We start from the raw sequence: 15,002 nt of genomic DNA on the forward strand, positions 1-15,002 counted from the left end.
AGATGGGAGATGGGAGATGGGAGATGGGAGATGGGAGATGGGAGATGGGAGATGGGAGATGGGAGATGGGAGATGGGAGATGGGAGTAAGAAGTAAGGAGTAAGGAGTGTGAGAAACGCAGTTCCAAAAAAGCCTAAAACCTAAAACCTAATTCCTAAAACCTAATTCCTAAAGTTGACTGATTTTTGCTTGAAGCCAGCGATCGTATAGTTCGTCAATTAGGCGCGCTCTGAGGGTTTTATCTAATTGAGCGGGGAGATATTTTTCGAGTTTGACGATGACAAACCAGTCGGCAATTTGTAATGGTGGAGCTAGTTGTCCGGGTTTGAGCGAACTGAGTTTTTGGGCGAGAGTGGGGTGGGGGATAGATAGTTCGTGGGGGCCAATCGTGCCGCCATTCTCGGCTTCTTGTCCGCCCGAATATTGTTTGACTAATTCTGTAAAAGTGGCTTCTTTATCTTGAATCCGAAAAAATAGTTCTTGAGCTAAATGAGCATCTTTGACTCGTAATAGTGAATATACAGCCCGATCGAGCTGATTTTTACGTTGTAAAAAATATGATTCAACTTTATTACCAAAAGCTTGTTGCTTAAACCGATCGAGTTTGAGGGTTCTGAGAATCGAATGCTCGAACTGTTCTAAAGTACAGTTATTTTTAGTTAACCATGCCGCACGATCGTCATCGGAATTAATTTGATACTTATGATAAAAAGCCTTATATGCGCCAAAAGTTTCTTCTTGGCTACAATTAATTGCTGCTAGCTCTGCATCGAGGATCAGTTCTCGCTGCAACTGGGGTAGCATCCAAAACTTCTGTAATAGGGAAATAGCTTCTTCTCCAGACATGGCATTGTGACACAACCGCTTGAGGGGCGTGTCTAACTCTGGAGCAGTCGATCGCGGTTCTGGTTCGCGAAGAGGTAAGGTTGAAGTCTCAATGCTGGAGTCTAGCAAGTTTGCAGTTGTCTTCATGATGATACTTTTATTTGGAGGCGAACTCAGTAACACCCTTTACAAATTATCTCAGCGATCGTCTAGTCCGAGGTTATCAAGATATTAAAAGCTGGTTAAACTTGCGTCTAGGCGATCGTCACACGATTGGTTCCAAGCTGAGATTGTTGTCTCAACTTGGCAATTCGATCGATTTGTCGGTACCGATCGCCATAAAATTACACTATACCACACGACCGTACTGTAAATAAGGCGATCGAGTGTTAATGCTGATGACTAGCTCTCAGTATCGATCGGCAGATCGGGAATTATAAATTGGCTCTAAACAACTTTGATGTTGACATTGACAACAACATCATTAAAATCGCGATCGCCGCCACCGTACATATCTTCTACGCCAAATGTATTATTCCCCAACAAGCGGAAATGGTCTAATTTATCGGGGTTGGCACCGAGATAGTTAAAGTAAGCATGAATCGAATTTTCGCCACCACTATTTGTCGGATTGAAATTGGCAAAATCGGTTAACGAACCTTGAGCAATTAGAATGGGTGCGTAAATTTTACCACCAATTAAATCTTGATTAGACTTGCTATCGGTTTTCCCTACTTGTAGGATTGCACTTTTGATTGCTTCGATCGCATAGTTGGTATCGCTCGGTTTAACAATACTACCGTTAGCTAGTTTAATCGTGCCTAAAACGGTATCTTCGACTGCGTAGAAAGCAATGTTATTGTTATAGCCTGCATCACTTGTGGTTGAGATATCGGCTTTGAGTGTTTTACCAGTATATTCAGATAAATCGATGATGCGTCCTTGGGGTAGACTTTGGGACTTGGCACCGATCGGAATATTCGGTGTCGCACCCGCAAGTTTGGACACATTTAAGCTTAGTTCGTCATTATTGATTGAGATTTGGTAGCCATCATTATTACTATTACTAGTAACTTTAAATGGACTATTTCCACTAGGATCGGGGAGTGCGAATAAGAGATTAGTCGGCGTTTTACCGCTGGTAATCTGTTGTTGCAGATCGGATATCGATCCATCTTGAATCTGAAAGAATTGATACGTTTTATTAGCATCTAAGCTAACTTCTCGTCGAGCTGTATTGAAAAAACTACCATTTAAAGTAGCGAAAATTGGCTTGGCTGTGTCGGCTACTAATTTTAGATACCCGGCTGCACCAGGAGCGATGCCACCAATTTTACCAGTCAGATCGTCAACAGCAAAAAAGCCAATTTCATTAACTTTACTACCAGCTTTCTGACTGACAGCATTGACGCTCAAGCCTTTGGTTATCGCATCGGTAATAAATAAGTTTTTGTTAGTAGTAATGCCAGTCGGTGACGTGGGTGAAGTAGGATTGGTAGGATTCGTGGGTGAGGTGGGAATTGATGGGGGATTTAAGATATCGGCGATCGAATTTGCCTGAATTCCTTTGAGTAAGGCTAGATCGACAGTCCCCGCTTTAAGCAACGTATCGCTACCTTGGATCGTCGCAGTTAGCTTGGTAAGATCGTCGCCAATGCCAGGGATGCCAGCGATTTTGAGCGTATCGGTACCCGCTTTAAAGTCGGTAATAATATTTGCTTTCGTGGGTAAAGATGCCAGCGCGAGGAAGAAAATATCCCGTCCATTACCGCCTGTGAGCGTGTTCCCACCTAAGCCAGCAAATAAGCTATCGTCACCATCGCCACCAAAGAGCGTATCATTGGTACCTGCAAATAATCGATCGTCACCACTACCGCCATCTAAGAAGTTGCCGCCTTTACCTTGGCTAGCATCAAGGATATCGTTGCCACCTTCACCGTAGAGTCGATCGTTTTGATAAGCATACAGCTCGTCATTACCATCGCCAGCATAAATCTGGTTGCGCCCGCCAGCAATACTCGCATCGATGATATTATTGCGACGATCGCCGATAATTCTGGTATTGGTTTCTTTGATACCGAGCAATAAATCTGCCGAATCGGTAGCGGTGATGATTTTGGTGCTAATAATTCCTGTGACGGGGAGATCTTTCGATAATTCTAGCAGCCCTAATTTTTCGGGTACCTTGCTCCCAGGCGCGACGTTAAAATCGTTGTCATTAATTAAGGCGAGGGTATTGGGGGCGACTAATGCCAAACCTTCAAGTTTTTCGACTCCGGTGTAGCCCAATTTTGCTGCATTGGCGATGAGGCTTTTGCTGACGGGGGCAATTTTGGCGGTGGTTAATTCGGCGGGGGTGAGTTGTTCGATCGTTTTACCAGCAGGTAAACTAAAGTTGGCGGGGTTGTTAATATTAGTCGCTGCTGCGAGATCGATTTGATAGATGAGTTTATTTGATGCAGTTGTCGCCAAATCGTCACGTTCGACAACTGCAAATTTACCGCCGCCGAGGGAGACAGCATCGCCGAGTTTGTCGGTTTTGGCGTTACCAGTACCTGTAATATCGTCGAGTAGATAGAGATATTCACCCGTGACGGCTTTAGTTGCGGTGTCGAATTCTAAAATGCGGACGGTGCGAGACGCTCTAGACACCGTATCGCCAGCGTTATCTGGATTATCGATCGGACTTTGCATGAAAGCGTAAAGCTTGGTACCTTCGATCGCGAGTGCTTCAAAGCCCCGATTGCTGCGGCGTTGAGCGTAGACTTCGGGTAATACTTCGGTGCCAAATGTTCCAGCGGGGAAGTCGATTGCGGGTGCTGTGGCGGTACCTTTGGGGATAAACCTGTCGAGCAGTTTACCATTGGTGTCGAATTGGTAAATCGAGGGACGATATTCGTCTACCAGCCAGTAATTACCATCAGAGCCGATGACGATGCCTTCGACATCTGCGCCGAGCGGATCGTTGGCTAAAACCTTGCCATCGAGATCGACTCCAATTTCATCGGTGTAGGCTAAACCATTCGCCCCCGCTTGGAGGTTGGGCAATCCGGTGAGGGGTGTTTTACCATCGGCTCTAAATAAGCCCGTGCGCTTGGTAATATTCATCTCGCCAGACGTGCGATTGAGTTCAAAACTGACGATTTCGGGTTGAAAATTAGGTAAGAAGAAGGGACGATTGGCACCAGTCGGATCGCCGTTTGGGCCGCGATCGGTATTGGTGATAAACTTCAAGTTACCATTGGCGGCAATCCCTTGAAAATATAAGCCAGAGAAACCACCGAGGAAAAGATCTTGCCCTTTGGAAGTGGTACCCAGTTTGGGCAGGTTGGTAAATTCATAGCTCGTCACATTACTCCCGGCATTATTGGGTGCGGTAGGAGTGACGGCGACAGTATTGCTATTGAGGCTACCTGGAGCGGTATTTTTGAGTAGTGCTAGTTGTTGCGTGCCAAAACTAATCGTGGCATCGGTGCCGGATTTGGCAATAGTTAAGTCGCTAAATTGGGTAACGCCAGCGAGGTTAACTCTAATCGTGTCGTTTAAGCGATCGAAATCTGTAATCGTATTCGGAGTAGCGGGGACATCGACATTGGCAATCCAAATTACATCCTTACCAGTGCCACTCGTAATTGTATTGCCACCCTGTCCACCATAAATCTTGTCATCGCCTGCATCGCCAAAAACGGTATCATTGCGATCGGCATAAATAATATCGTCACCATCGCCACCAGAAAGGGTGTTAGAGCCATTACCATCGGATGTGAGGGTATCGTTACCTGCATCGCCGTAGAGCATGTCGTTGGTGTAAGCATACAGCTCGTCGTTGCCTTCGCCGCCACGGAGAATATTATTTCCTGCTCCCGGTAGGGCATCTAAGTAATCATTTCCGGCTAAACCGAGCAAGGTGTCGTTGCTTCTGCCTTTGCCAATGAATAGTACATCATTGTTAGCTGTGCCGTTAATTGTCGCCATTGATTTAGAGGATAAAGGATAGAGATTAAATCGGGACAAGGTAGGGGCATGTAAATCGCCCCTACCTTGGGAGATGACACCGTTGGAAATTAAGCAAATACGAATTGGCTAGCATTGCTAGTACTCAAACTAGTAGCTTGAATACCCGTCAATATTGCCAAGGTTTTACCACCAAAATCGATATTAGTATCGCCACCAGCTTGAGTCAATTTCAGCGTGCTAGCACTGATACCCAGACTCTTGGAGCCTGCGATGCCGATGACATCGGTACCGATTTGGAAATCGACGATCGTGTTAGCCTCACTAGGAATCTGAGCAGTTGCAATCCAGAACTGGTCGGCACCTGCACCACCAGAGATGGTGTTACCGCCGCCGCTACCGACGTAGAATTTGTCATTACCATCGCCACCGAGCGCATAATCGTTGGCTCCGAGGTAGAAGATATCATCGCCAGCACCACCGGACATCCGGTTATTGCCACTGCCATCAGCAGCGTAGAACAGGTCGTTACCTTCGCCACCAAACACCCGATCGTTCCGGCTGACGAAGATCGCATCATCACCTTTACCAGCATCAACGTAGTTGTTGCGGGAATTGGAGTTGAAAGTAAAATCAACCTTGTCATTACCAGCACCAGTAAAGATCGTGTCATCGACACCATCGATTCCAGTCGCACCAACAGTAGCAATCAAGTTATCGTTACCAACACTTCCAGCAACCAATTTTTTCTGAGCAGTCTCAGTAACCGATGCCAGCATGGTTTGATAGATATTTGTCTGATCTACAAAACCAGCAATGCCTGGTACTTGGACACCATACTGAGTAAATGGCGTACCGACCGAGTTGGTAAGTACCGAAGATTCAAGACCTTGGTAATAGACCGGGACGGGACGGTTGGAGTGGTTGCCCCAGTCGTATTTGTCAGTGGTGCTGTTGCCCCATTCTTGACCGGAACCAGCGATTGTGTTGTCGGTAGTCAGGGAGCTAATACCGTTGGTACCATCTGTAGCTCTGCTGACGATCGCGGGGAAGTTGTCATTAAGTGTCAGATAGTGGTCGTGGTCGGCAGTGACGATCAGTTCGTTATCCGCCCAGCCACCATTTGCATTAATCCAAGCAATCACCGATCCCACTGATTTGTCAAAGTCCAGCGTGGTACCGATCAGGTTGTCCATGTTGTTATCATGAGCCGACCAGTCAATATCGCCACCCTCAATCATCAGCCACATCCCGTCTTTATCCTTGCCCAATACGTTCAGTGCCGCTTTAGTCAGATCGTCGAGAGTGGGGTTTTGGTTGCGCTCAGTCGCGATAAACTGCGCGTCTGTCTCCAGCACTTTGCCAGTTGCTTTATCAGTTGCTAGGGGGCGAATGATGTCTTGCTTCAATCCTTTGGAAGTATTGACACTGAACATATCCAAACCAGTGGTACTGTAGTCTCCATTGGCAGAACTGACAGGCAAGTTACCATTTTGACCGCGCGCGCCATAGAGACCCAGCAGACGACCACCAGTATTCGGGTCGATCGCAGTAGCCGCCGCCGCTAATTTGGTAGCTGCATCCGTGCCGCGCTCCAAGAACGTATAGCCATACTCGTTATTGTTAGGATTGGCGACGAGCTTGTTGTAAGTTGCTGGAGTGATGTAGGTGTTGTCGGTATTGGGTTCGACACCTACTGGTAACGGATCGGCAGGAAAAGATAAGGGGTGACCGCCACCTAATAATACGGTGGGCTGATAAGTCCGAAGTTCTTGCTGGAGAATATAGTCGATGGTCGGGCCATCATATTTGTTGCGGTTGTTGACGTTGGCTGCTGCTGCGGCTGGAGTTGCGTGATCGATCGGTACCGAAGTTACTAGTCCGGTCGATTTACCTTGGAGAGCAGCAGTCGCCAGGATGCCCTGCAACGGATTTTCAAAGATGTCTACGCCGACTGCGCCGTTGTAGGTCTTAACGCCAGTGTAGAGCGTGGTTGCAGTATTGGCAGAGTCGGGATAACTGTACTTTAGATAAGCACTATCGCTAGGTTTGATCCAGGGAGCCGCACCACCTCTGGCGGGATCGTAACCGACTAAGTTACCAACCACACCATCACTCACCTTCGCGCCACCAGTAGGGGTCGTACCAGGGTTGAAAGTTGGGTTGAAGACAAAGCCAGGAATATCTGGATAAGTTTGGTTGGTTACAGTGCCTGGGTTAATGACTTTTCCAGTAGCATCGTAGGTTGGTAGAGCAGTGTTACCCAAGATCGCTGGTTGACCATTGCTGTAGACGTTACCTGGCACGTACTTACCAGTTGTGGGGTCGATAACTGATACTGGCACAGTCGTCGCGTAAGTAGTCGAGATCGTATAGTTTGTCAGCGTTTGCATGTTCAGTCCGGTACCTTTACCGGACGTATAGAAATCACTGAGACTGAGCGTAGGATCGGTAACGGCTTTACCGTTAATAGTGCTGTTGGTCGCTTTCGCGCTTTGGATTTGCTTGTAAATGTCCGCTGCGCGGGTCATTTCCCAGCCCATACCATCGCCGATCATGATGATTGTATTCTTAGCCATCGGATTTCACTTTCCTGTGTATAGGTGAGATTGACTCGGTTAGTAGAACAACGAACTTAGACAAATAACTATGGTAACGATTGGGAAAATTAAGAATCCTAAGTAACACATTGGTGTTTGTTCGGGCAAAATTTCTTCAGTTACACTAATAGATTGTGAGTACTCACTCAATACTTGTTATTTCCAAACAAATATTAACATCTAAACACAGATTGCCATGTTAAATAACGCACATCATTAGATTAACGTTTGATTAAGATTCAATTAAAAATTTGGTAATTAAACTGAAGATTTCGGCGGCTTTTAAATACTGTCGATCGGCCGATCGCACCCCAATTTATGCCAAGATTCAAATTCTGTAGATTTTATGAAGGTGTATCCATATTTACGCGAACATAAGCGATTGAATCGGCTATTATATGCTGTGCATTCCGATCGCGATCGTCTTCAGGTGATTCACGATCGAGAACATACCGTCTGAACTATGATTTTCCCGATCGACAGATAGACTATAGCAGCCGCTATATCGGTTAGGACACAAACCCGACTTTTTGGAAAAGTCGGGTTTGTAGCTAGCACTATTGTTATTGTCCGAATCGCCTTGGCGGTTGCTATATGATTGTCGGATAGTGGTTCATCAAAGTCCATCATTCAATCATTACTAATCGTAGTTCAGACAATATAAAGGAATCGTTATTCCCAGAAATCATCTTAGGCAAACAGCCGAAATTATAAATCTTAAACAAGTCTAAAATTTTGATTTAAAGTAGCTCGATCGATCCATAGTTCTCTCTCTAAAGAGCGATTTTAATCTGTACCGATCGGCTGAATTGGATCGCGTGTGCGTCCCCCCATCCCCCACATAAATAATCATGGCTACAGCTCTAACTCCAGGCGATGTTGCGATTCTTGGTTTTCGATCGAGTACGCCCGATGGCGTGGCATTTGTGACGTTTAAAGACTTAGATGCTGGCACGATGCTGGGTTTTACCGATGCATCTTACCAGCAGCCGAATACGCCTGGTAGTTGGCGTGGGAGTGAGAATTTTGCTGTCTGGACGGCAACTAGCAACGTTCCCGCCGGGACTGTCGTGGTACTTTCGTTCCCGAATAATCCACCCTCTACCGCCGATGCTGGTGTGGTTAGTAGTGCTGGCTTGAATGGTATTTCTGGAAGCGGCGACCAGATTTTTGTCTATCAGCGTAGTGACGGAATGGTGTCGGCTAGTTCGCCATTTGCGACGACTGGTGCCCAGACAACGTGGAATGCGGCTAATGGTGACTCTTTACTATTTGGCATCAATGTTGCGTCTACAGGCGGCTTTATTACCAGTGGCACTACCAATCTCAACAGCACGAATACATCCTATTTACCTTGAAGTGTTGCCAACTGCCCTCACCGTCAGCAATCCCGGTACTTTAACCAAAGAAGTTACCACCTTAACCCGCATTAATACCAACCTGAGAGTCGGAACTTTCAACGTTCAAAATCTCGATCCTAGCGACGGTGCGACCCAGTTTAATAACTTAGCAAATCGGATCGTCACCAATCTTGGATCGCCAGATATTCTCGCGATCGAAGAAATTCAAGATAATAACGGCGCGACGAATACTGGCATTGTCGATGCGACTATCACTTATCAAACCCTCATTAATGCCAGTATTCGTCGCAGGTGGGCCGACTTATCAATACCGCCAGATCGATCCAGTCAACAACCAAGATAGCGACCACGGTCCGAGCTTGGCGCGATTTAACCTCGTTAACACGATTAACGGCACTGCCAATGCCGACAATCTCGTCGGGACGAGTGGGGACGATCTCATCTTCGGTTTCGCCGGGAATGACACCATTAATGGCGGTGCTGGCAATGACACCATTTTTGGCGGCGCGGGAGTCGATCTCCTGTTTGGCGGTGCTGGTAACGATGTGTTTGGCTTTAATAATGCCACCGAAGGCATCGATAAAATCAACGATTTTGAAGTTGGGATCGATCGCTTGAGCATTTCCCGCACTGGGTTTGGCGGTAATACTACCTTCGGTACCGATGCCTTGGGCGTTCTCGATGTCACTCGATTTGGCATCGGATCGTCAGCATCCACAGCCAGCCAGCGGTTTATCTACAACAATAACTCTGGTGCGTTATTCTTTGATGCGGATGGTAGTGGTATTGGTGCGGCTCAAGTCCGAATCGCACAATTCGTCGGCAATCCGGCTTTGACTAATACTAGTTTTACTGTTATGTAATCCAAGTGAGCGCGTTGGGTTGAAGAATGAAACCCAACCAACGCGTAGTCTGTGTTACCCCACCCCAGCCCTCCCCTTATAGAACCCATTTGAGATCTTTGAGAGCGATCCTCAGTTAGAGATGGCTATGTTACATCCCCGTCAAAGGAATTGCTCGATCGTAATTCTGCATAACGGCAAAATGCAGCGGCGGCAAATAACCTCGAACTCAGCACCAGCGGCTTTCGACCGTCCGCTGCCATGATGTGTTAGCTGGAAGAGGTACTGTCGATAACCTCCTGGGCAGTTTCAGAATGGCAAAGCACTCTTTGAGCGTTTTTGGGCACCACAAGTAACCTTTATTTTGCGAGTTCTAGTTTGACAGCTCGGTAGAACTCTTTCACATGTTTAGGAGACTCAAGATGATAAACTCGCTTGGTTTCTTTAGCTTTATGCACGTACTCTCGGTACTTTGGAGTGAGCTTCTTATTGCACAGCCAAACCGTATAATAACTGTTTAACGTACCCTTCAAGAGCGGACTATTCTCAGGCCAGTTTTCTGGTGGAACTAGAAAGCCTTTCAAGAATCGCTTCGTTACCCACCAATAGTGCTGAAGAACTGGCATATCCACATAGACTAGGGTGTCTGCAACTTCCAGTCGTTCCCATACCGTATCCAACGATCCATATCCATCAATTATCCACTGGTCTTGCTGGAGGAGTCGATCGTGAGCAGTTTTATATTCTTCATCGGGAACTTCGCCACCGCCAGGTTTATACTTCAAAAGGTCTAACGCGACCATGGGTAAACCTGTCATTTCTGCTAAATGTTTACTCAGAGTAGACTTCCCACCTCCAGCATTACCAAATACGGCAACTTTATTCACAGGTATCTCCTTCATCAAGGTTTCTTTAAACTACTCTTTAGTAATGCACTTTTACGGTCTAACTTCAATGAGAAAATGAGTAGGCGAAAGGCTCAAAGGTGGCAACCTTTCGATCGATGCGAGCAATCCTGGCTTTTTAGTCTTTCAAGATGGAAGGGCAACATGGGTGAAATCGATCGATTGTATGAAGATATGAATGTTCGGGGTGCAACGGAATTGACGATCGCTCAAACACCTACTTTGACCTCATTAGGCGCGTTAGTGTAGCCTAGTCATTGAGGTATGACCTAGAGATCGAGAGTCAGCACATGAGAGTTTATGGGATCGACCACGTTCAACTCGCAATTCCGCCACATAGCGAAGATTTAGCCAGAATGTTTTATGGGGAAATTCTGGGACTTAGCGAACAGCCAAAACCCGAACACTTAGTCCAGCGGGGCGGCGTTTGGTTCGAGCAAGGTGACTTGAAGCTTCATTTGGGAGTCGATTGGAATTTTTGCCCAGCGACGAAAGCTCATCCGGGATTGTTGGTTGAAGGTTTAGACGAACTTATCGATCGGTGTGAGGTCGCCGGATATAAAATTTCGATTGGTGAAGGGATTAGAAGTTATCGTCAGGCTTATGCGTTCGACCCGTTTGGTAATCGCTTAGAGTTGCTGGAGTTTATCGGTGAATAATCGTCTCTCAATATCGAGATAGAATAAAAGCACGGACGATCGTATTTTATATTTTACTCTTTAAATCAAAATTACAAACTGGAGAAAAACTATGCCGTTAGTAAATGTCAAATTTACAATTCTTTGAAGATACGATTGCTGGCGCAGACAGCAAGCTGTTCGGCAATCGCCCCTACTTCACTGGAGACACATTTACAACTGCCGATATTGTAGCGGGTATGCTGGTTCCTTCCGCCTCGATGTTTGGTATTTCGTTAGATCCTTATCCTGGGCTGAATGATTGGATCGATTCTCCTTTCGGAGAGGCTACGCCACCGATTGTCACAACACAAAAATTTTCGACAAACTGCACCGACTCCAGAGGGGATTCAGGCGGCATTACCGACCATCAAGAAAATTATGGAAACACGATAACACCATTCTAGATTTACCTTTAATTTACTTTAATTAGGTGTGTTTGCGGCACCACCGCTGTTCTGGCAGCAAGTTATTAATTGCAGCTACCAGCTTTGCATAAACCTCTAGATCTACCCCACCGTCTAAAGTTTCTAGCAAATAAAATAACTTCTGTATATACATTCAGATTGGGAGGTGTGAATATATGTAGTTCTTATTCAAGAAATTAGGGTAAACCGATGAAACGCAGCATCTTTGTCAGCTTAACGCTCGCCTTCTTCATTTTCGCCAACTTGCCCGCACTATCCTTCGTGCCGCCGAATCCAGCAATCGCTCAAGGGCACGGTGGGGCAGTGGCTTCGGTCGATCGAGATGCCACTAAAATCGGCATTAATGTCCTCAAAGCGGGTGGTAATGCGATCGATGCGGCAGTGGCAACTACCGCAGCTTTAGGTGTCACCGATCCTTTCTCGACGGGGATTGGTGGGGGTGGATTTATGATGATTTATCTCAAAGCTAAAAATCGGATTATTACTATAGACGGACGGGAGGAAGCACCTGCTACTGCCAATATTAACCTCTTTCAAGATCCCGATAATTCCAAAGGCGAAAATCTCACCTTTTTCCCCAATCGCATCAGTAATGGTGCCGCCGTCGGGGTTCCAGGCACACCGCTAGCATGGTCGGAGGCTCTACGCCGCTATGGCACTTGGCAACTGAAGGCGGCACTACGTCCAGCGATCGATCTGGCGAAAACAGGCTTCAAAGTCGATGCCACCTTTGCCAGTCAAGTCCAGACAAACCAAGCAAGATTTGCTGCGTTTACCTCAACCACCGCCCTCTATTTACCCAATGGAAAACCGCCAGTAGTCGGTTCTATTTTTAAAAACCCCGATTTAGCCAAAACCTATCAAATGATGTCGTCACAAGGCGTGCAGGGGTTCTATCAGGGCAAATTGGGTCAAGCCACGATCGAGACAGTCCAACATCCGCCGACGATCGCCAAGCCATCTTTTCGAGTGATTCCAGGGGGGATGACGATGGCAGATTTAGGGCGATATCAGGTACAGTTGGGCACGCCGATCTTCACCAAGTATCGCGGCTACAAAATTTACAGTATGGGATTGCCCAGTAGCGGTGGCACCACTGGCAAAGAAGTGATGAATATCGTGGCTGACTTCAATCTGCCGAAATTAGATCGCGTCAAAGCATGGCATTCAATTATTGAAGCCCAACGGCTGGCATTTGCCGATCGCGATCGATTTATCGGCGATCCCAAATATGTCAAAGTGCCACTCACAGGGTTATTAAGTCGAGAATTCGCCAAAAATCGGCGGCAGTTAATTGGAGATCGAGCACCGGGCAAGGATTTTCGGGCACTTCCTGGCAATCCCCTGCCATTTCAAAATGAGGCGAGTGTGAGTCTGACAACGGTAGATCCCCCACTGAAAACTAACCAACCGCATGATAATTCCACTACCCATCTCACCGTAGTCGATCGATTTGGCAATATCGTTTCCTACACCTCCACCTTAGAACAAATCGGCGGTTCGGGGATCGTCGTCCCTGGCTACGGTTTTATCCTCAACAACGAACTTACCGACTTCGATCTGACCCCAAATCATCCCAATCGTCCCGAACCGGGCAAACGCCCGCGCAGCAGTCTATCACCTACTATTACTTTTGAACCTAGTGGCAACATCACCGCCTATGGTTCGCCAGGAGGTTCGACTATCATCACTACTGCATTAGGAATTGGGTTTAACCGGATGGACTTTGGGATGTCTTTAGCAGACGCGATCGCGGCTCCTCGGATTTCCCAACGTAATGGCGGTGTTACGCAGGTCGATAGCGGGTTTGAAAAGACGGATGTAGGTAAGGGCTTAATCGCGCTGGGACACGTTTTAGAACCAGTTCCCGAAATTGGTGCGGCGACGGGGATTTCGATCGCCCCAAATGGTCGAATTACGGCAGCAGCCGAGCCAATCCGCAGGGGTGGTGGCTCGGCGATGACGGTTAAGCGTTAATTGGGTGTCAATTCAATTGCATTATAGAACTGGGGGGCTAAACCACCTCGAAACCAAGTCTAGTGAACTTGCGTATGCACGGTAGCTTAGGAAGGGGGATTTAGATCCACGATCCACATCAAAAACTTTTGCAGACATCCTCTCAAACAAACATCTCTAGATTCGGGTGTTTATTTGGGTGTTTTTATTGTTAATTTATCTTAAATACGTGTAAATCATCACATCATATCCGATCGACAAATATCTAAAAACTGTAAAAATTGATACCTATAAATAACTAAGCCTTAACCTCCGACTGATATGGTGAAATAGCAATTATTGTCCGATCGCATTAGTAAACCCCGATCGTGTTGTTATTAGCATTCTAATTATCCTCATAGAAAACACATCAAACTGACTATGACTGCATTAAAAGGCTTCGCATCACTTCCTGCCGATACATTTGCTCCCGGCCCACCATCTGGTAAATTAATCACAGGTACCAACGGTCGGACAGTTCCCTTCAGTAGTCAACCAGTCCAGGGTTTTAGCGCAGTTCAGTTTGCCGATATCTATGGTAATTACTGGTTTATGCCAGACAATGGCTATGGTACCAAGGCTAATAGTAATGATTTTTTGTTGCGGATTTACAAAGTAAATCCCAGTTTTCAAGGTTTGGGTGGCGATGGTACTGTCAAAGTTGGTAACTTTATTCAGTTAGCAGATCCCGATAAAAAAGCTGGATTCTCGATCGTCAATAATACTACTACCGATCGCTTATTAACTGGTGCGGACTTCGATATCGAATCTTTTAACATTGCCAAAGATGGTTCGATCTGGATTGGTGAAGAATTTGGGCCTTATACCCTGCACTTTGACTCGACTGGTAAGCTCTTAGACGCTCCAGTTGCCACGCCTAATTACAACAAATTTAACACCCTCACTGGCAAACCGCCGATCGTCATCGGACATCGCGGCGCGGCTGGCGAACGTCCTGAAGAAACGCTAGCTTCTTATCAACTAGCGATCGAGCGTGGTGCAGATTTTATCGAGCCAGACTTGGTAGTGACCAAAGATGGTGTCCTGATTGCCCGTCACGAGCCATTTCTAGCTAGTCTAAATGCCGACGGTACAGTTAGCGGCGATACGACTACCGATGTGTATCAAAGACCAGAATTTGCCGATCGCAAGAAGACCAAAAACCTCGACGGTACTAACGTTACTGGCTGGTTTGCTGAAGACTTTACCCTTGCTGAAATTAAGACAATTCGCGCTGTCGAACGGTTATCGTTCCGCAATCATACTTTCGATGGCGTTTACCAAGTTGCCACGCTGGACGAAATCATCGCCTTGGTGAAAAAATACGAAGCCGATACAGGTAAAAAAATCGGCATCTATCCCGAAACCAAGCACCCGACCTACATGGCGGCAAACACGCCTTACAACACCAGTCA

General features: G+C 46.6%; 12 protein-coding genes. 7 read left to right on the forward strand and 5 right to left on the reverse strand.

Annotated features, from left to right (window positions below; all coding sequences use genetic code 11):
* Positions 1-168: 168 nt before the first annotated feature.
* The 3 genes from Q0R35_RS18145 to Q0R35_RS18155 form a co-directional block, all read right to left on the reverse strand.
* A complete protein-coding gene (locus Q0R35_RS18145) occupies positions 169-972 on the reverse strand; it encodes a peptidylprolyl isomerase (RefSeq protein WP_295621798.1) in 804 nt (267 codons plus the stop codon).
* Between the two features lie 300 nt (positions 973-1,272).
* A complete protein-coding gene (locus Q0R35_RS18150) occupies positions 1,273-4,800 on the reverse strand; it encodes an esterase-like activity of phytase family protein (RefSeq protein ID WP_295621801.1) in 3,528 nt (1,175 codons plus the stop codon).
* 89 nt (positions 4,801-4,889) lie between these two features.
* The gene (locus Q0R35_RS18155; protein ID WP_295621804.1) at positions 4,890-7,358 is read right to left on the reverse strand and encodes an alkaline phosphatase; all 2,469 of its coding nucleotides are present in this window, start codon (positions 7,356-7,358) and stop codon (positions 4,890-4,892) included.
* Positions 7,359-8,230: 872 nt separating this feature from the next.
* On the opposite strand from Q0R35_RS18155, the gene Q0R35_RS18160 reads away from it, so the two are divergent.
* The 3 genes from Q0R35_RS18160 to Q0R35_RS18170 are packed head-to-tail and all read left to right on the forward strand — an operon-like array spanning position 8,231 to position 9,603.
* Entirely contained in the window at positions 8,231-8,737 is a 507-nt protein-coding gene (locus Q0R35_RS18160; RefSeq protein WP_295621807.1) for a hypothetical protein, read from the forward strand.
* Position 8,738: 1 nt separating this feature from the next.
* Positions 8,739-9,083 carry a hypothetical protein gene (locus Q0R35_RS18165; protein ID WP_295621810.1) on the forward strand — a complete coding sequence of 115 codons (345 nt, stop codon included), beginning with the start codon at positions 8,739-8,741 and terminating at the stop codon, positions 9,081-9,083.
* The gene (locus tag Q0R35_RS18170) at positions 9,013-9,603 is read left to right on the forward strand and encodes a hypothetical protein (RefSeq protein ID WP_295621813.1); all 591 of its coding nucleotides are present in this window, start codon (positions 9,013-9,015) and stop codon (positions 9,601-9,603) included. Before Q0R35_RS18165 ends, Q0R35_RS18170 begins: the two co-directional genes overlap by 71 nt.
* Before the next feature lie 338 nt (positions 9,604-9,941).
* On the opposite strand, the gene Q0R35_RS18175 is transcribed toward Q0R35_RS18170, so the two are convergent.
* The gene (locus tag Q0R35_RS18175; protein ID WP_295621816.1) at positions 9,942-10,469 is read right to left on the reverse strand and encodes an adenylate kinase; all 528 of its coding nucleotides are present in this window, start codon (positions 10,467-10,469) and stop codon (positions 9,942-9,944) included.
* Between the two features lie 308 nt (positions 10,470-10,777).
* Between Q0R35_RS18175 and Q0R35_RS18180 the strand changes: the two genes are divergently transcribed.
* Both Q0R35_RS18180 and Q0R35_RS18185 read left to right on the forward strand, forming a co-directional pair.
* Entirely contained in the window at positions 10,778-11,146 is a 369-nt protein-coding gene (locus Q0R35_RS18180) for a hypothetical protein (RefSeq protein ID WP_295621819.1), read from the forward strand.
* Positions 11,147-11,250: 104 nt separating this feature from the next.
* Positions 11,251-11,571 (forward strand): hypothetical protein, encoded by a 321-nt coding sequence (locus Q0R35_RS18185; RefSeq protein WP_295621822.1) that lies wholly within the window; start codon positions 11,251-11,253, stop codon positions 11,569-11,571.
* Between the two features lie 22 nt (positions 11,572-11,593).
* Here Q0R35_RS18185 and Q0R35_RS18190 read toward each other — a convergent pair whose 3' ends face one another.
* Positions 11,594-11,725 (reverse strand): hypothetical protein, encoded by a 132-nt coding sequence (locus Q0R35_RS18190; RefSeq protein WP_295621825.1) that lies wholly within the window; start codon positions 11,723-11,725, stop codon positions 11,594-11,596.
* Between the two features lie 56 nt (positions 11,726-11,781).
* Here Q0R35_RS18190 and ggt point away from each other — a divergent pair, with 56 nt between their 5' ends.
* Both ggt and Q0R35_RS18200 read left to right on the forward strand, forming a co-directional pair.
* Positions 11,782-13,569, forward strand: a complete 1,788-nt coding sequence (gene ggt / locus Q0R35_RS18195) for a gamma-glutamyltransferase (protein ID WP_295621828.1) — start codon at positions 11,782-11,784, stop codon at positions 13,567-13,569.
* Between the two features lie 393 nt (positions 13,570-13,962).
* On the forward strand, positions 13,963-15,002 hold a 1,040-nt coding region (locus tag Q0R35_RS18200), incomplete at its 3' end, for a glycerophosphodiester phosphodiesterase family protein (RefSeq protein ID WP_366944942.1).

It is taken from the genome of Chamaesiphon sp. GL140_3_metabinner_50 (genome assembly GCF_025361915.1).
Lineage (GTDB): Bacteria > Cyanobacteriota > Cyanobacteriia > Cyanobacteriales > Chamaesiphonaceae > Chamaesiphon.

Coding starts and splice junctions, on each gene's coding strand:
- Q0R35_RS18185 (WP_295621822.1), top strand. CDS start 11,251: ATGTCAAATTTACAATTCTTTGAAGATACGATTGCTGGCGCAGACAGC.
- Q0R35_RS18170 (WP_295621813.1), top strand. CDS start 9,013: ATGCCAGTATTCGTCGCAGGTGGGCCGACTTATCAATACCGCCAGATC.
- ggt (WP_295621828.1), top strand. CDS start 11,782: ATGAAACGCAGCATCTTTGTCAGCTTAACGCTCGCCTTCTTCATTTTC.
- Q0R35_RS18180 (WP_295621819.1), top strand. CDS start 10,778: ATGAGAGTTTATGGGATCGACCACGTTCAACTCGCAATTCCGCCACAT.
- Q0R35_RS18160 (WP_295621807.1), top strand. CDS start 8,231: ATGGCTACAGCTCTAACTCCAGGCGATGTTGCGATTCTTGGTTTTCGA.
- Q0R35_RS18150 (WP_295621801.1), bottom strand. CDS start 4,800: ATGGCGACAATTAACGGCACAGCTAACAATGATGTACTATTCATTGGC.
- Q0R35_RS18145 (WP_295621798.1), bottom strand. CDS start 972: ATGAAGACAACTGCAAACTTGCTAGACTCCAGCATTGAGACTTCAACC.
- Q0R35_RS18155 (WP_295621804.1), bottom strand. CDS start 7,358: ATGGCTAAGAATACAATCATCATGATCGGCGATGGTATGGGCTGGGAA.
- Q0R35_RS18190 (WP_295621825.1), bottom strand. CDS start 11,725: ATGTATATACAGAAGTTATTTTATTTGCTAGAAACTTTAGACGGTGGG.